Source organism: Citrobacter sp. KH_055_1 (assembly GCF_057838705.1).
Genome location: NZ_CM174473.1, coordinates 3,596,745 through 3,610,665 on the forward strand (window position 1 = coordinate 3,596,745; position 13,921 = coordinate 3,610,665).

Genomic DNA, 13,921 nt, shown 5'->3' on the forward strand with positions numbered 1-13,921 from the left:
CCTTTCGAACCGGGAGATCATGCGCTCACTAAATGCAGGCAAACGTCCGGACCTACATGGCGTATCTCGTTGAATTTGAAATGGGGGGCATCGGCCAGTTTCTCAAGGCCTGGCAGCACACATAATCCTCGCGCGTCACTGCCTAACAGTTTAGGCGCAACATAGACGATTAGCTCATCCACCACCCCGGCCTGCAATAATGCGCCTGCAAGCGTTGGGCCAGCCTCAACCCAAATGCTGTTAATTTGCTGCTTGCCCAGTTGCATCATCAACACCACCAGATCCAGATTGCCGTTATGCTCCGGCACATTCAGCGTGCGAACACTCTCCGGCCAGATACGCGAATCGTCGCTGCTGCGCGCAATCCAGGTTTCTCCCGGCTGCTGCACAATACGATGTTCAGGTGTGACCTGGTTTTGACGATCGAGAACAATGCGGATTGGCTGACGCAGGTTTTCCTGCGGATACAGCGCCTGGGTCGATTCATCAAGCTCCGACCAACGGACGGTAAGCTGGGGGTCGTCAGCCAGCACCGTGGCGCTGCTGGTTAAAATAGCATGGCTTTGCGCACGCAGGCGCTGCACGTCGCGACGTGCCTGTGGTGAGGTTATCCACTGGCTTTCGCCGCTGGCCATCGCCGTACGGCCGTCAAGCGATGCGCCGAGCTTAAGCTGAACATACGGAAATCCGGTGCGCATCCGCTTGAGAAAACCTTTATTCAGCTGTTCGACGTCGTTCATCATCATGCCGTGGCTGACATCAATACCGGCCTGCTGCAAACGGTAAAGTCCACGCCCCGCCACCTGCGGGTTAGGATCCTGCATCGCGGCAACAACACGCGTCACGCCCGCAGCAATCAGCGCATCGCAGCACGGCGGCGTACGCCCGTGATGACTGCACGGTTCGAGCGTGACGTAGGCGGTTGCCCCCTGCGCTTTAACACCGGCCATACGCAGCGCATGGACCTCGGCATGGGGTTCGCCCGCGCGGTGATGATATCCTTCACCGACGATTTCCCCGTCTTTAACAATGACACAGCCCACGTTGGGATTAGGGTGGGTCGTGAAACGTCCACGCGCGGCCAGCTTCAGCGCTCGCGCCATGTACAACTCATCCTGCATGGCTTAATCCTGTAGGCGAGCAATCTCTTCGCCAAATTCTTTGATATCTTCAAAGCTCCGGTAAACCGAAGCAAAACGGATGTAGGCCACTTTATCGAGCTTTTTCAGTTGCTCCATCACCAGATTACCGATCATTTTACTCGGCACCTCGCGCTCGCCCGTCCCACGCAGCTGTGATTTTATATGGTTTAACGCCATTTCGACGTCATCTGCGCTGACCGGCCGTTTCTCAAGCGCTCTCAGCATGCCGCTGCGCAGCTTCTCTTCATTAAAAGGCTCGCGCACGTCGTTGCTTTTTACAACGCGTGGCATAACCAGTTCTGCCACTTCAAAAGTGGTAAAACGTTCGTTACAGACCAGACACTGCCGACGGCGGCGTACTGAAGAGCCCTCGCCGACAAGACGAGAGTCAATTACCTTTGTGTCTACGGCGAAACAGAATGGGCAATGCATACGGCGTCCTGTACCTCAGTGGTTCATAGAGATCTATTTTACCCTGAACTGGCGCGACAACAAAGGCAGAGCGCTTTTGAGACAAAGGATCGATGCCTTCGTGCTCTGAGCACACTACCATTATGCTATCGCGACAATGTAGGAAGTAATCATAATGACAAGACGTTACCTAAGAATTCTCCTGGTGGGAAGCCTCTTTAGTCTTAATGCCTGCGCACAGCAAGCTGAAGTACGACAGATACATCAAAGCGTAAGTACCTTGAGCAAAGAGATGACCCAGCTCAATCAGGAAACGGTAAAAATAACGCAACAAAATATGTTGAATGCGAAATCCACCCGCGGCGTCTATTTATTACCGGGTTCGAAAACCCCCGCCCGCCTGAACAGCCAGATTGGTACGCTCCGCATGTCACTGGTCAATATTGCACCGAATGCGGACGGTACGCGCCTGACGCTGCGCATTCAGGGAGAATCCAACACACCGTTACCGGCATTTAGCGCCACCGTAGAGTACGGGCAAATCCAGGGCACCACGGACAACTATCAGGAAATGAACGTTAAGAATGAATTGATCAACGCTCCGGCAAGCCTTCTTGCCCCCAGTGATGTAGACATTCCGCTGCAGCTCAATGGCCTGTCACTTGACCAACTCGGCTTTGTACGCATCCATGACATCCAGCCTGTGACCCAATAAACTTTTTTGCGGAGCGTTTTGTGCGTTCCGCAACACCCATCCCCGTCATTTTGTTACTCCGCTGACATCACCGATATTTTTAGTAAAACTTGGCAACATTCATGGGAGTCAGTACAATTCGCCGCCTAAAGTACGCAAACGTGAACGCAATCGATTACGTAAATGATAGAACTGTGAAACAAGACATATTTTTGTGAACAATGATTTTTATAATAGGCTCCGAAGAATTACGAAATATTTAGAAACGCAAATTGCGCCTTTTTCACTCCCGAAAGGGATTTCAAACAGTGGCATACATATGAAAAAAACATTACTTGCAGCCGGTGCAGTGCTGGCGCTCTCCTCGTCTTTCACTGCTAATGCAGCAGAAAACAACAAACCGGAATACCTGTCCGACTGGTGGCACCAGAGCGTTAACGTTGTCGGCAGCTACCACACCCGTTTCGGACCGCAGATCCGTAACGATACCTACCTGGAATATGAAGCTTTCGCTAAAAAAGACTGGTTTGACTTCTATGGTTACATGGATGCGCCGGTATTCTTCGGTGGTAACACCGATGCGAAGGGTATCTGGAACCACGGCTCCCCGCTGTTTATGGAAATTGAACCACGTTTCTCCATCGACAAATTGACCGGTGCCGATCTGAGCTTTGGTCCGTTCAAAGAGTGGTATTTCGCGAACAACTATATCTACGATATGGGTCGTAACAAAGATGGTCGCCAGAGCACCTGGTATATGGGTCTGGGTACTGATATCGACACCGGCCTGCCGATGAGCCTGTCCATGAACGTGTACGCCAAGTACCAGTGGCAGAACTACGGTGCCGCGAACGAAAACGAATGGGACGGCTACCGTTTCAAAGTGAAATACTTTGTCCCGATTACCGAACTGTGGGGCGGTAACCTGAGCTATATCGGCTTCACCAACTTTGACTGGGGCTCCGATCTCGGTGACAAAGACTTCACTGATGTAAATGGCAAGAAAGCACGTACCAACGATTCGATCGCCTCCAGCCACATTCTGGCGCTGAACTACGATCATTGGCACTATTCTGTTGTTGCCCGTTACTGGCATAACGGCGGCCAGTGGAAAGATAACGCGGACGTGGTCTTTATGAACGAAAACGTTCGTTCTACCGGTTGGGGTGGTTACTTTGTTGTAGGTTACAACTTCTAAATTGAGGTTGGTTGTCCCCGGATGGCGCTATGCTTATCCGGCCCAGGTATACAAAAGCCAGCTTAATTGCTGGTTTTTTTTTGTCTAAAGAAAACCCATAGACAATTTGTAGGCTTTCTTCAGGCAAAAAAAATCCCGACCTTGCGATCGGGATTCCTGTGTAACGCCCTGCGTCGGTTAAGGCAGAATAGACGGCTGATCCGCCCCTTCTTTCTCAACTTTCTGCTGCAGCATATGCTCACGCTTCATACCCAGCTTCAGTGCCAGCGCCGATGCCACGTAGATAGACGACGCGGTACCGATGGACACACCGATAAGCATAGTCAGCGAGAAGCCTTCCAGTACCGGACCACCAAAGAGGTACAGCATCAGAATAACCACTAACGTTGTACCGGAGGTAATCAACGTACGGTGCAGCGTTTGGGTCAACGACACGTTAAAGATTTCATAAGGCGTCCCGCGACGGATTTTGCGGAAGTTCTCACGAATACGGTCAGAAACCACGATGCTGTCGTTTAGCGAGTAACCGATAACCGACATCAACGATGCGACGATAGTCAGGTCAATCTCGATATGGAACAACGACAGGATCCCAAGCGTGATGATCACGTCGTGCGCCAGCGAGATAACCACGCCCGCCGCCAGTCGCCACTCAAAGCGGAAACCGACGTACACGAGGATGGAGATCAGCGCCACGATCAGCGCCATCGCACCGTTTTGTGCCAGATCGGCACCGACGCTAGGCCCGACGAATTCGATACGCTTCACCGCTGCATGCTGGTTGGTGGCTTCGTTAATGACGCTCAGCACCTTGCTACCCAGCACTTGCCCACCGTTTTCACCTTCGGTTGGCGGCATACGTACCATAATGTCGTGGCTGCTACCGAAGTTCTGCAGCAGCGGCTCGACGAAGCCCGCTTTCTCCAGCGCATCGCGCATCACGTCCATTTCCGCCGGTTTTTCCAGCGTGATTTCAATTACCGTACCACCGGTGAAATCGAGCCCCCAGTTAAAGCCACGTACGCCCATCACCACGATGGCCGCAATCAGCAGGAAACCAGAGATGCCGAAAGCCCAGTAGTCCCAGCGCATAAAGTCGATGACTTTACGGCCGTGGTTCAATTGTTCAACAGTATATTCCTGTGCCACTTCGCACTCCTCAGATTGACAGCTTTTTGACGCGCTTGCCGCCATACAACAGGTTTACGATGGCACGTGTCCCGACGATCGCGGTAAACATCGACGTCGCCACACCAATACCGGTAGTAATCGCGAACCCTTTAATTGCCCCGGTACCGACTGCATACAGGATCAGAACTTTAATCAGCGTCGTGATGTTCGCATCGAAGATGGAACTGAATGCGCCCGCATAACCTTCGTTGATCGCCTGCTGAATCGAACGTCCGTTACTCAACTCTTCTTTGATACGTTCGTTGATCAGTACGTTCGCATCGACCGCTACGGCAAGGGTTAAGACGATCCCCGCGATACCCGGCATACTTAGCGTAGCGCCCGGCAGCAGCGACATGATACCGACAATCAGTACCAGGTTCGCAATCAGCGCGCTGGTCGCAATCAGACCAAACTTCTTGTAGAAGAAGATCATAAACAGAATAGAAACAGCCAGACCAGCCAGACACGCTTCCAGACCCTGCTTGATGTTCTGCATACCCAGAGTCGGGCCGATGGTGCGTTCTTCAACAATCTGAATCGGCGCAATCAACGCACCGGCACGTAGCAGCAGTGAAAGCTGACGCGCTTCATTCGGGTTGTTGATACCGGTGATACGGAAGCTGTTGCCCAAGCGAGACTGGATGTTGGCGATGTTAATCACCTCTTCCTGTTTCACCAGCACTGAACGGCCATTCGCATCTTTTTTACCGCTGTCTTTATACTCCACGAACAGGGTCGCCATCGGCTTACCGATGTTATCCTTGGTGAAGTTAGACATGATGTTACCACCCGCGCTATCCAGCGAGATGTTAACCTGCGGCTGATTGTATTCGTCCTGGCTGGAAGTGGAATCGGTGATATGGTCACCGGTCAGGATCACGCGTTTATACAGCACAACCGGCTGTCCTTCACGAGACTGTTTCACTTCCGAGTCACCCGGTACGCGCCCGGATGCCGCCGCAGACTGGTCCACGTTGGTGTTTACCAGACGGAACTCCAGCGTCGCCGTTGCGCCCAGAATCTCTTTCGCACGCGCGGTGTCCTGAATACCCGGCAGTTCGACCACGATGCGGTCGGCGCCCTGGCGTTGAACAACCGGCTCAGCGACACCCAGTTGGTTAACACGATTACGCAGAATATTGATGTTCTGCTGTACCGCGTACTCACGGGCTTCACTCAGACGTGCATCGGTCATCACTGCACGCAGCGCATTGCTGCCCTGGCTGGAAATAACCAGATCCTGATGACGCTTGCTCAGATAAGAGATCGCGTCGTCACGCGCCTTGCCATCACGGAAGGTGATGCTCAGACCGTAGTTATCTTCTTTACGAACGGTAGTATAAGGAATGCCTTTTTCACGCAGATCGCTGCGCAGGCTATCGATATTTTGTTCCTGCAGTTTACCCAGCGCGGTGTCCATATCCACTTCCATCAGGAAGTGAACGCCACCACGCAGATCAAGACCGAGTTTCATCGGTTCCGCGTGAATAGCAGCCAGCCAGCGAGGGGTTGCCGGAGCAAGGTTAAGCGCCACGACGTATTGATCACCCAGCACGCCCAGCAGCACTTCACGTGCGCGCAATTGGGTATCGGTGGAGTCGAAGCGCGCAAGAATAGCGCCCTCTTCCAGAGCCACAGACTTAGGTGTGATTTTTTCTTCTTGTAACGTTTTCTGGACCTGGATCAGCGTTTGCTCACTGGCGGCGGCACCGCGCACGCCAGTGATTTGAACAGCCGGATCCTCACCATACAGGTTGGGAAGTGCGTAAAGCAGGCCGACGATAATCACGACGACCAGCATGATGTACTTCCACAAAGGATAACGGTTTAACACGGCAGTTCCCTTTGGGAAAACGGAATATTACAGCGCCTTCATGGTGCCTTTCGGCAGAACGGCAGCTACGAAGTCACGTTTGATAACCACTTCAGTGGTGTCGTTCAGTGCGATAGAGATGTAGCCAGTTTCCGCTACTTTGGTCACACGACCGACCAGGCCACCGTTCGTCAGGACTTCATCACCTTTGGCAATGGAGCTCATCAGATTTTTATGCTCTTTGGTACGCTTTTGCTGTGGACGCAGGATCATGAAGTAGAAAATCAGACCAAACACCACCAGCATCAGAATCAGAGACATCGGGCTGCCCTGCGCCGGAGCACCTGTTGCCGCTACCGCATCAGAAATAAAAAAGCTCATTCAAATTCCCTCATTATTAAAATTAATCAACGTTCACAGGTGGAACAGGTCGACCCTGACGTTGGTAAAAATCGGTTACGAAGCTCTCTAATTTACCCTCTTCAATAGCCTTGCGTAAACCCGCCATCAAGCGCTGGTAGTAGCGAAGGTTATGAATGGTATTGAGTCGCGCGCCCAATATTTCGTTGCAACGGTCAAGATGATGCAAGTAAGCGCGTGAATAATTGCGACAGGTGTAACAATCGCACTCAGCGTCGAGTGGACTGGTGTCGCTTTTATGTTTCGCGTTACGAATTTTTACCACGCCGTCAGTCACAAACAAATGGCCATTACGGGCATTTCGCGTTGGCATCACACAGTCAAACATATCGATACCACGACGCACGCCTTCAACCAGATCTTCTGGTTTGCCGACGCCCATCAAGTAACGAGGTTTATCTGCCGGAATTTGTGGGCAAACATGTTCCAGAATACGGTGCATGTCTTCTTTCGGTTCACCCACAGCCAAACCGCCGACAGCGTAGCCATCAAAGCCTATATCTACCAGACCTTTAACAGAGATATCACGTAAATCTTCGTAAACGCTGCCCTGAATGATGCCAAAAAGCGCATTTTTGTTGCCGAGGCTATCAAAACGGTCACGGCTACGCTGTGCCCAACGCAATGACATCTCCATCGAGCGTTTAGCATAGTCCCAGTCAGCCGGGTACGGTGTACATTCGTCGAAAATCATCACGATATCGGAACCGAGATCGTATTGAATCTCCATCGATTTCTCAGGATCGAGGAAAATCGGATCGCCGTTGATCGGGTTGCGGAAATGTACACCCTGCTCGGTAATCTTACGGATATCGCCCAGGCTGAATACCTGGAAACCGCCAGAATCGGTGAGGATCGGTCCTTTCCACTGCATGAAGTCATGCAAATCGCCATGCAGCTTCATGATTTCCTGCCCAGGGCGCAGCCACAGGTGGAACGTGTTGCCGAGAATAATTTGTGCGCCGGTCGCTTCAACTTCTTCCGGCGTCATACCTTTCACCGTACCGTAGGTACCGACAGGCATAAAAGCAGGCGTTTCCACTACGCCACGATCAAAAACAAGGCGTCCGCGGCGAGCGCGACCGTCTGTGGTATCCAGTTCAAATTTCATCTTAACTCCTGCGTCAGAAAAACAGTCCGACGTAAAATACTCATGCCGGGAACTTACTCCCCGACACGCTCAGAAATAGCCTGCGGATTGTACGTGATAAACATCGCATCACCGTAACTAAAAAAGCGATATTCCGCTTTAACCGCTTCATGATAGGCGTTCATGGTGTTTTTATAACCTGCAAACGCCGAAACCAACATAATCAATGTCGATTCAGGGAGATGGAAGTTGGTTACCAGCGCATCGATGACGTTGTACTGATAGCCCGGGTAGATAAAGATTTGCGTATCCCCGAAGAACGGTTCAATCAGATCATTTTTCGCCGCCTGAGCCGCGCTTTCCAGCGAACGAACTGAGGTCGTCCCTACCGCGATCACGCGATTACCGCGCGCTTTCGCCGCCAGTACCGCGTCGACCACGTCCTGCGGAACTTCCGCATATTCGGAATGCATGATGTGATCTTCAATGGTGTCTACGCGCACCGGCTGGAACGTCCCCGCCCCAACGTGCAGCGTCACAAACGCCATCTCAATGCCCTTTTCACGCAGTTTTGCCAGTAACGGATCGTCAAAGTGCAGACCCGCTGTCGGTGCCGCCACGGCGCCAGGTTTTTCGCTGTATACGGTCTGGTACAGTTCACGGTCGGCGTCTTCATCCGGGCGGTCGATATACGGCGGCAGCGGCATATGGCCGATGGCGTTGAGGATATCCAGTACGCTGCGTTCGTCGTCAAACGCCACTTCAAACAGCGCATCATGGCGCGCAACCATCGTCGCTTTAATGCTTTCATCATCGCCCAGCAACAGCTCAGCACCCGGCTTCGGCGCTTTGGATGCGCGAATATGAGCCAGAATACGTTTGTCATCGAGCATGCGCTCAACCAGCACTTCAATCTTGCCGCCGCTGGCTTTACGCCCAAACAGGCGGGCCGGGATCACGCGGGTATTGTTAAAGACCAGAAGATCTCCGGGGTTGAGCTTGTCGAGCAAATCGGTGAAAGTACCGTGCGTCAGCGCGCCCGTTGGCCCATCCAGCGACAGCAAACGGCAGCTACTGCGCTCTGCTTGCGGATAGTGGGCAATCAGGGATTCAGGAAGTTCAAAGGTGAAATCGGTAACGCGCATGACACTGACTCAGACTAAAATAAGAGGCGGGTAGTCTAGTGCCGGGGCGCTTTCCCTGCAACCTTTACCCCGCTTTTGGACAGATAATCGATAATGAATTTTCTTGCACATTTACATCTGGCGCATTTAGCCGACAGTTCACTCTCCGGCAACCTGCTGGCGGATTTTGTTCGCGGAAACCCGGCATCCAGTTTTGCGCCTGAGGTGGTGGACGGCATTTTCATGCATCGTCGAATCGACGTCATGACCGACAACCTGCCGGAAGTCCGTGAAGCTAAAGAGTGGTTTCGCAGCGAAACGCGCCGCGTCGCGCCGATTACGCTCGACGTGATGTGGGATCACTTTTTATCGCGCCACTGGGCAGAAATCTCGCCCGACTTCCCATTAGCAGCCTTTGTCCGCTACGCCCATACTCAGGTTGCCACAATCTTGCCTGAATCGCCGCCGCGCTTTGTCAATCTGAACAATTACATGTGGTCAGAGAAATGGCTGGAGCGCTATCAGGATATGGATTTTATCCAGGATGTGCTCAATGGCATGGCCAGCCGCCGCCCGCGTCTCGATGCCCTGCGCGACTCGTGGTATGACCTGGACAGACATTACGACGCGCTGGAAGAACGCTTCTGGCGTTTTTATCCGCAGATGATGGAACAGGCCCGCCGTAAAGCACTTTGATCGCCCGACAGCACTGGGCCGAATAAGGTGACGCCACCATCCGGCAAAACATTGATAGCCAAAACCTGTCTCATTGATTGTCAGCGCCTCTTTGTCTTATTCCCGAACACTCTCTATACTGGCCCGCGTTGCGTTCCAAAAAACCCTTAACTTTGCAGGAGAATTATATGGTACTGGTAACTCGTCAGGCTCCGGATTTCACAGCAGCTGCGGTACTGGGTAGCGGTGAGATTGTTGATAACTTCAACTTCAAACAGCATACCAACGGTAAAACCACCGTTCTGTTCTTCTGGCCGATGGACTTCACCTTCGTTTGCCCGTCTGAACTGATCGCGTTCGACAAACGTTACGAAGAATTCCAGAAGCGCGGCGTTGAAGTGGTTGGCGTTTCTTTTGACTCTGAATTTGTCCATAACGCATGGCGTAACACCCCTGTCGACAAAGGCGGCATCGGTGCAGTGAAATACGCAATGGTTGCTGACATCAAGCGCGAAATCCAGAAAGCTTACGGCATCGAGCACCCGGAAGCGGGCGTTGCTCTGCGCGGTTCTTTCCTGATCGACGCGAACGGCGTTGTTCGCCACCAGGTGGTTAACGATCTGCCGCTGGGTCGTAACATCGACGAAATGCTGCGTATGGTTGACGCGCTGCAGTTCCACGAAGAGCACGGTGACGTTTGCCCTGCACAGTGGGAAAAAGGTAAAGAAGGTATGAACGCGTCTCCGGACGGCGTGGCAAAATACCTGACCGAAAACGTCTCCAGCCTGTAATTGGCATGAATTGAACAAGGCCCGCAAATGCGGGCCTTTTTTTATCTCAATGACCCGACCACACCGACGCTGAGATTGCAGGCAACGTCAGTACATCACCCATGACCTGGCCTTTGCCCTCTTCGTGCCGCCACTGCGCGACATTGAGCAACGGCGACGACGGCAGGACCACTTCACAGGCGTGTCCCCGGTTAATCGCCACCAGTACGCGCTGCTGGTTAAGCATCCGAACAAATACCACCACGTTATCTTCGGCGTAAATTACCTGACAGCCGCCGTGGCGTAGCGCCTTGCTACGATGACGTAATTTCGCCAACCGCTGGTACAGCGCCAACAGTTCGCCGTCCTGTTGATCCTTCTGCCACGGGAACGGTTTACGACAGAACGGATCGTTATTTCCATCCAGCCCCACTTCATCACCGTAGTAAATACACGGCACGCCAGGCCACGTAAACAGCCACACCACCGCCAGTGGCAGGCGCGCAACATCTTTGCCCAGTAAAGATTTAAAACGAGCGGTATCGTGGCTGTCGAGCTGGTTGAACATACGCAACTGCTGCTGATGCGATAATCCCGCACGGTAGTTATCCATCCACGCCATGCACGTTTGAGCATCAATAGATTGCGGATCGTAAGAGATGTCGGTGTTGGCGAGAAATCCCCAGAGCGGGAAGGTAAAACCACGGTAGTTCATGGCGGCATCTTCGGCATCGGCCTGCAGCCACTGGCGCGCATCGCCAAAGTGTTCACCGACCACATAGGCTTCTGGCTGCGTTTCTTTCGCCGCCTGGGTGATCCCGGCCACATGCTGCAGGTTATTGCGCGCTCCACCGGCTTCTCCCAGCATGTGCACAACATCAAGCCGCCAGCCGTCCATGCTCCACGGCGCTTTTAACCAGTGACGGACAATGCTGTCCTCGCCGCGATAAATTTCGTTTACCAGGCTTTCCGAGGCAAAATCCAGCTTCGGCAGGCTGGCGTAACCCAGCCAGTCCAATGCGACGCCGTCGTCAGAGAAATGGTACCAGTCGCGCCAGGGCGAGTCCGGGTTATGGCACGCCCCGTCTGTTCCCTGATGATGCCTGTCGAACCAGGCGTGCGAATCGCCACTGTGATTGAATACGCCGTCCAACACCAGGCGCATTCCCTGTTGCTGCGTGTTATGCCGCAGGCGTAATAGCGCCCTGTCGCCACCAAACTGGGGGTCAACATGGCGATAATCTTCGGTATCGTATTTATGCACGCTCGGTGCGGTAAACACCGGGTTCAGATACAGTGCTGTTACCCCTAAGCTTTTCAGGTACGGCAGCTTCTCGCTGATCCCGTCCAAATCACCACCGTAGAACGTCGAGCCTCCGGCCTGTGCGTTCAGCGGTTCATCCCAGTCGCGCTGCACAATATCGTGCCCGGCCGCGTGGTGGTAATAGACGTTATCCTGTTCTGTATCGCGCGACTGACCGCGGGCAAAGCGGTCCGGGAAAATCTGATAGAAAACCTGGTCGGCCACCCATTGCGGACCATTGTCTGGCACATCCACAGCAAACTGTTCCAGCCGCGCGGGCGGAAATCGGCTGAACCCTTGCGGGGTAAACCACAGCTGGCGATCGAGCCACAGCAGCTTAAAGCTATAGCGTCGACGAGGCTGGCCGCAGGAGAGATCGATTGCCGCGCGCCACGCGGTCACGCCAGGCTGCGGCTGGCTGCGCTGCTTATGCATGCCGAGCGAGATCTCTTCGTTATCATTTTCTGCGCGTAACGTGACCCGCTGGGGTTGATTGTCCCCTGCCAGCCAGAGCGTAATCGTCAGTTTATCGTTGTTTTGCTTAACAAATGGGGCAACCGGAAGGTGCCAGGCGTTCAACATCACGTATCCCCTTTGATGAAAATGAAGTCACCTTGCCATAGGAAAGTTAAGGATCACTCATCATCTTAACGTTTATTGGGGGAGGAGTTCGGGGGAGGAGAAAATGCCGGGAGGCGCAAGCCTTACCCGGCAAAAAAATTACTGTGCTTCAGCCAGTTGACGCTCACGGCGGCGTTTGAACACCCACCCCACCAGCAGTAGGGCAATCCACGCGAAACCAACGTACAGCGAAATACGGGTATCCGGATGGTAGCCAATAAGCCCGATGATAAAGACCAAGAAAATCAGGCCAATCACCGTCGTAACTACACCGCCCGGTACTTTAAACGTCAGTGCTTTGACCTCTTCCGGCGGCAGACGACGGCGGAAGGCAATCTGCGACAGCAGGATCATGATCCATACCCACACCGTGGCAAACGTCGCCAACGAGGCGATCACCAGGAAGATGTTCTCCGGCATGATGTAGTTGAGATACACCGCAAACAGCAGGGCAATGGTCATCACCATCACCGTCACCCACGGCACGCCGCGACGCGAGGTTTTGGCGAACATTTTCGGTGCACTTCCCTGCTCCGCCATACCGTGCAGCATACGGCCCACGCCAAAGACATCAGAGTTGATCGCCGACAGCGAGGCGGTCAGCACCACAAAGTTAAGGATACCTGCCGCAAAGGTAATGCCCATATGCTGGAACGTCAGAACAAAAGGACTCCCGTCGGTGCCCACCTGATTCCATGGGTAAATAGACATAATGACGAACAGCGTGCCCACGTAAAACACGAGGATTCGCATCGGCACGGAGTTAATTGCACGCGGGATCGACTCCTGCGGGTTCTTCGCTTCACCGGCAGTAATGCCGATGATTTCAATGCCACCATAGGCAAACATCACCATTTGCAGCGACATAATCATGCCCAACCAGCCGTTACTGAAGAACCCACCGTTGCTCCACAGGTTATGGATGCCGGTTGGTTGCCCACCGTTGCCGATCCCCCAAATGATGATGCCAAAACCGGCGACAATCATAATGATGATGGTGGCGACCTTAAAGAATGAGAACCAGAACTCTAGTTCGCCAAACACCTTCACACTCATCAGGTTGATGGCGCAGATAATCAGCACTACGCTCAGAACCCAAATCCAGTGCGGCACCGCCGGGAACCAGACGCCCATATAAATACCGAAGGCGGTCACGTCGGCAATAGCGACAATCAGGATTTCAAAACAGTAGGTCCAGCCGGTAATGTAGCCTGCCAACGGTCCGAGGTTTTCCTGCGCATAGCGCGAAAACGAGCTGGCTGCTGGGTTATGAACGGACATTTCGCCCAGCGCGCGCATGATAATGTACGCCGCCGCGCCGCCGATAATATAGGCCAACAACACGCTCGGCCCTGCCATTTTGATGGCATCGGCTGAGCCATAGAACAGCCCGGTACCAATTGCCGAACCTAATGCCATAAAGCGGATGTGCCGGGTGCTCAGCCCACGCTTTAGCTTGTTATTACTTTCCATCGATTCCTAACCTG

Annotated in this window: 13 protein-coding genes; 4 read left to right on the top strand and 9 right to left on the bottom strand. The window is 53.2% G+C overall.

The features are described 5' to 3' along the window. Positions 1 to 17: 17 nt before the first annotated feature. A complete protein-coding gene (gene ribD, locus AC3ITF_RS17045) occupies positions 18 to 1,121 on the bottom strand; it encodes a bifunctional diaminohydroxyphosphoribosylaminopyrimidine deaminase/5-amino-6-(5-phosphoribosylamino)uracil reductase RibD (RefSeq protein WP_096758087.1) in 1,104 nt (367 codons plus the stop codon). Between the two features lie 3 nt (positions 1,122 to 1,124). Beyond that, entirely contained in the window at positions 1,125 to 1,574 is a 450-nt protein-coding gene (gene nrdR / locus AC3ITF_RS17050; RefSeq protein WP_096758088.1) for a transcriptional regulator NrdR, read from the bottom strand. A gap of 154 nt (positions 1,575 to 1,728) precedes the next feature. Here nrdR and AC3ITF_RS17055 point away from each other — a divergent pair, with 154 nt between their 5' ends. Both AC3ITF_RS17055 and AC3ITF_RS17060 read left to right on the top strand, forming a co-directional pair. Further along, positions 1,729 to 2,268, top strand: a complete 540-nt coding sequence (locus AC3ITF_RS17055) for a SadB/YajI family lipoprotein (protein ID WP_181820033.1) — start codon at positions 1,729 to 1,731, stop codon at positions 2,266 to 2,268. A 298-nt stretch (positions 2,269 to 2,566) separates the two neighbouring features. Further along, the gene (locus tag AC3ITF_RS17060) at positions 2,567 to 3,445 is read left to right on the top strand and encodes a nucleoside-specific channel-forming protein Tsx (RefSeq protein WP_115259246.1); all 879 of its coding nucleotides are present in this window, start codon (positions 2,567 to 2,569) and stop codon (positions 3,443 to 3,445) included. 177 nt (positions 3,446 to 3,622) lie between these two features. On the opposite strand, the gene secF is transcribed toward AC3ITF_RS17060, so the two are convergent. Genes secF through queA form a run of 5 tightly spaced genes read right to left on the bottom strand, consistent with a single transcriptional unit; the run spans position 3,623 to position 9,086 of the window. After that, positions 3,623 to 4,594: a protein translocase subunit SecF gene (gene secF / locus AC3ITF_RS17065; protein ID WP_096758091.1), complete on the bottom strand. Its 972-nt coding sequence runs from the start codon at positions 4,592 to 4,594 to the stop codon at positions 3,623 to 3,625. A 10-nt stretch (positions 4,595 to 4,604) separates the two neighbouring features. After that, on the bottom strand, positions 4,605 to 6,452 hold the full coding sequence (gene secD, locus AC3ITF_RS17070; RefSeq protein ID WP_096758092.1) for a protein translocase subunit SecD: 1,848 nt from the start codon (positions 6,450 to 6,452) through the stop codon (positions 4,605 to 4,607). A gap of 27 nt (positions 6,453 to 6,479) precedes the next feature. Next, complete coding sequence (gene yajC, locus AC3ITF_RS17075; RefSeq protein ID WP_052283894.1) at positions 6,480 to 6,812, bottom strand: preprotein translocase subunit YajC; 333 nt, start codon at positions 6,810 to 6,812, stop codon at positions 6,480 to 6,482. Between the two features lie 22 nt (positions 6,813 to 6,834). Continuing rightward, a complete protein-coding gene (gene tgt / locus AC3ITF_RS17080; protein ID WP_096758093.1) occupies positions 6,835 to 7,962 on the bottom strand; it encodes a tRNA guanosine(34) transglycosylase Tgt in 1,128 nt (375 codons plus the stop codon). 53 nt (positions 7,963 to 8,015) lie between these two features. Further along, positions 8,016 to 9,086, bottom strand: a complete 1,071-nt coding sequence (gene queA, locus AC3ITF_RS17085; protein ID WP_096758094.1) for a tRNA preQ1(34) S-adenosylmethionine ribosyltransferase-isomerase QueA — start codon at positions 9,084 to 9,086, stop codon at positions 8,016 to 8,018. A 93-nt stretch (positions 9,087 to 9,179) separates the two neighbouring features. On the opposite strand from queA, the gene acpH reads away from it, so the two are divergent. Continuing rightward, complete coding sequence (gene acpH, locus AC3ITF_RS17090) at positions 9,180 to 9,761, top strand: ACP phosphodiesterase (RefSeq protein ID WP_096758095.1); 582 nt, start codon at positions 9,180 to 9,182, stop codon at positions 9,759 to 9,761. A gap of 167 nt (positions 9,762 to 9,928) precedes the next feature. Then, entirely contained in the window at positions 9,929 to 10,531 is a 603-nt protein-coding gene (locus AC3ITF_RS17095; RefSeq protein ID WP_048212444.1) for a peroxiredoxin, read from the top strand. Positions 10,532 to 10,577: 46 nt separating this feature from the next. Here AC3ITF_RS17095 and malZ read toward each other — a convergent pair whose 3' ends face one another. Both malZ and proY read right to left on the bottom strand, forming a co-directional pair. Continuing rightward, positions 10,578 to 12,395, bottom strand: coding sequence for a maltodextrin glucosidase (malZ, locus tag AC3ITF_RS17100; protein ID WP_489175868.1), 1,818 nt, complete (start codon positions 12,393 to 12,395; stop codon positions 10,578 to 10,580). A 138-nt stretch (positions 12,396 to 12,533) separates the two neighbouring features. Then, complete coding sequence (gene proY, locus AC3ITF_RS17105; protein ID WP_181219087.1) at positions 12,534 to 13,907, bottom strand: proline-specific permease ProY; 1,374 nt, start codon at positions 13,905 to 13,907, stop codon at positions 12,534 to 12,536. Positions 13,908 to 13,921: the final 14 nt, after the last annotated feature.

Bases quoted from the DNA above. Each gene is read 5' to 3' on its own strand.
- malZ (WP_489175868.1), bottom strand. From the start codon at position 12,395: ATGTTGAACGCCTGGCACCTTCCGGTTGCCCCATTTGTTAAGCAAAAC.
- yajC (WP_052283894.1), bottom strand. From the start codon at position 6,812: ATGAGCTTTTTTATTTCTGATGCGGTAGCGGCAACAGGTGCTCCGGCG.
- AC3ITF_RS17060 (WP_115259246.1), top strand. From the start codon at position 2,567: ATGAAAAAAACATTACTTGCAGCCGGTGCAGTGCTGGCGCTCTCCTCG.
- nrdR (WP_096758088.1), bottom strand. From the start codon at position 1,574: ATGCATTGCCCATTCTGTTTCGCCGTAGACACAAAGGTAATTGACTCT.
- AC3ITF_RS17055 (WP_181820033.1), top strand. From the start codon at position 1,729: ATGACAAGACGTTACCTAAGAATTCTCCTGGTGGGAAGCCTCTTTAGT.
- AC3ITF_RS17095 (WP_048212444.1), top strand. From the start codon at position 9,929: ATGGTACTGGTAACTCGTCAGGCTCCGGATTTCACAGCAGCTGCGGTA.
- tgt (WP_096758093.1), bottom strand. From the start codon at position 7,962: ATGAAATTTGAACTGGATACCACAGACGGTCGCGCTCGCCGCGGACGC.
- acpH (WP_096758095.1), top strand. From the start codon at position 9,180: ATGAATTTTCTTGCACATTTACATCTGGCGCATTTAGCCGACAGTTCA.
- proY (WP_181219087.1), bottom strand. From the start codon at position 13,907: ATGGAAAGTAATAACAAGCTAAAGCGTGGGCTGAGCACCCGGCACATC.
- queA (WP_096758094.1), bottom strand. From the start codon at position 9,086: ATGCGCGTTACCGATTTCACCTTTGAACTTCCTGAATCCCTGATTGCC.
- ribD (WP_096758087.1), bottom strand. From the start codon at position 1,121: ATGCAGGATGAGTTGTACATGGCGCGAGCGCTGAAGCTGGCCGCGCGT.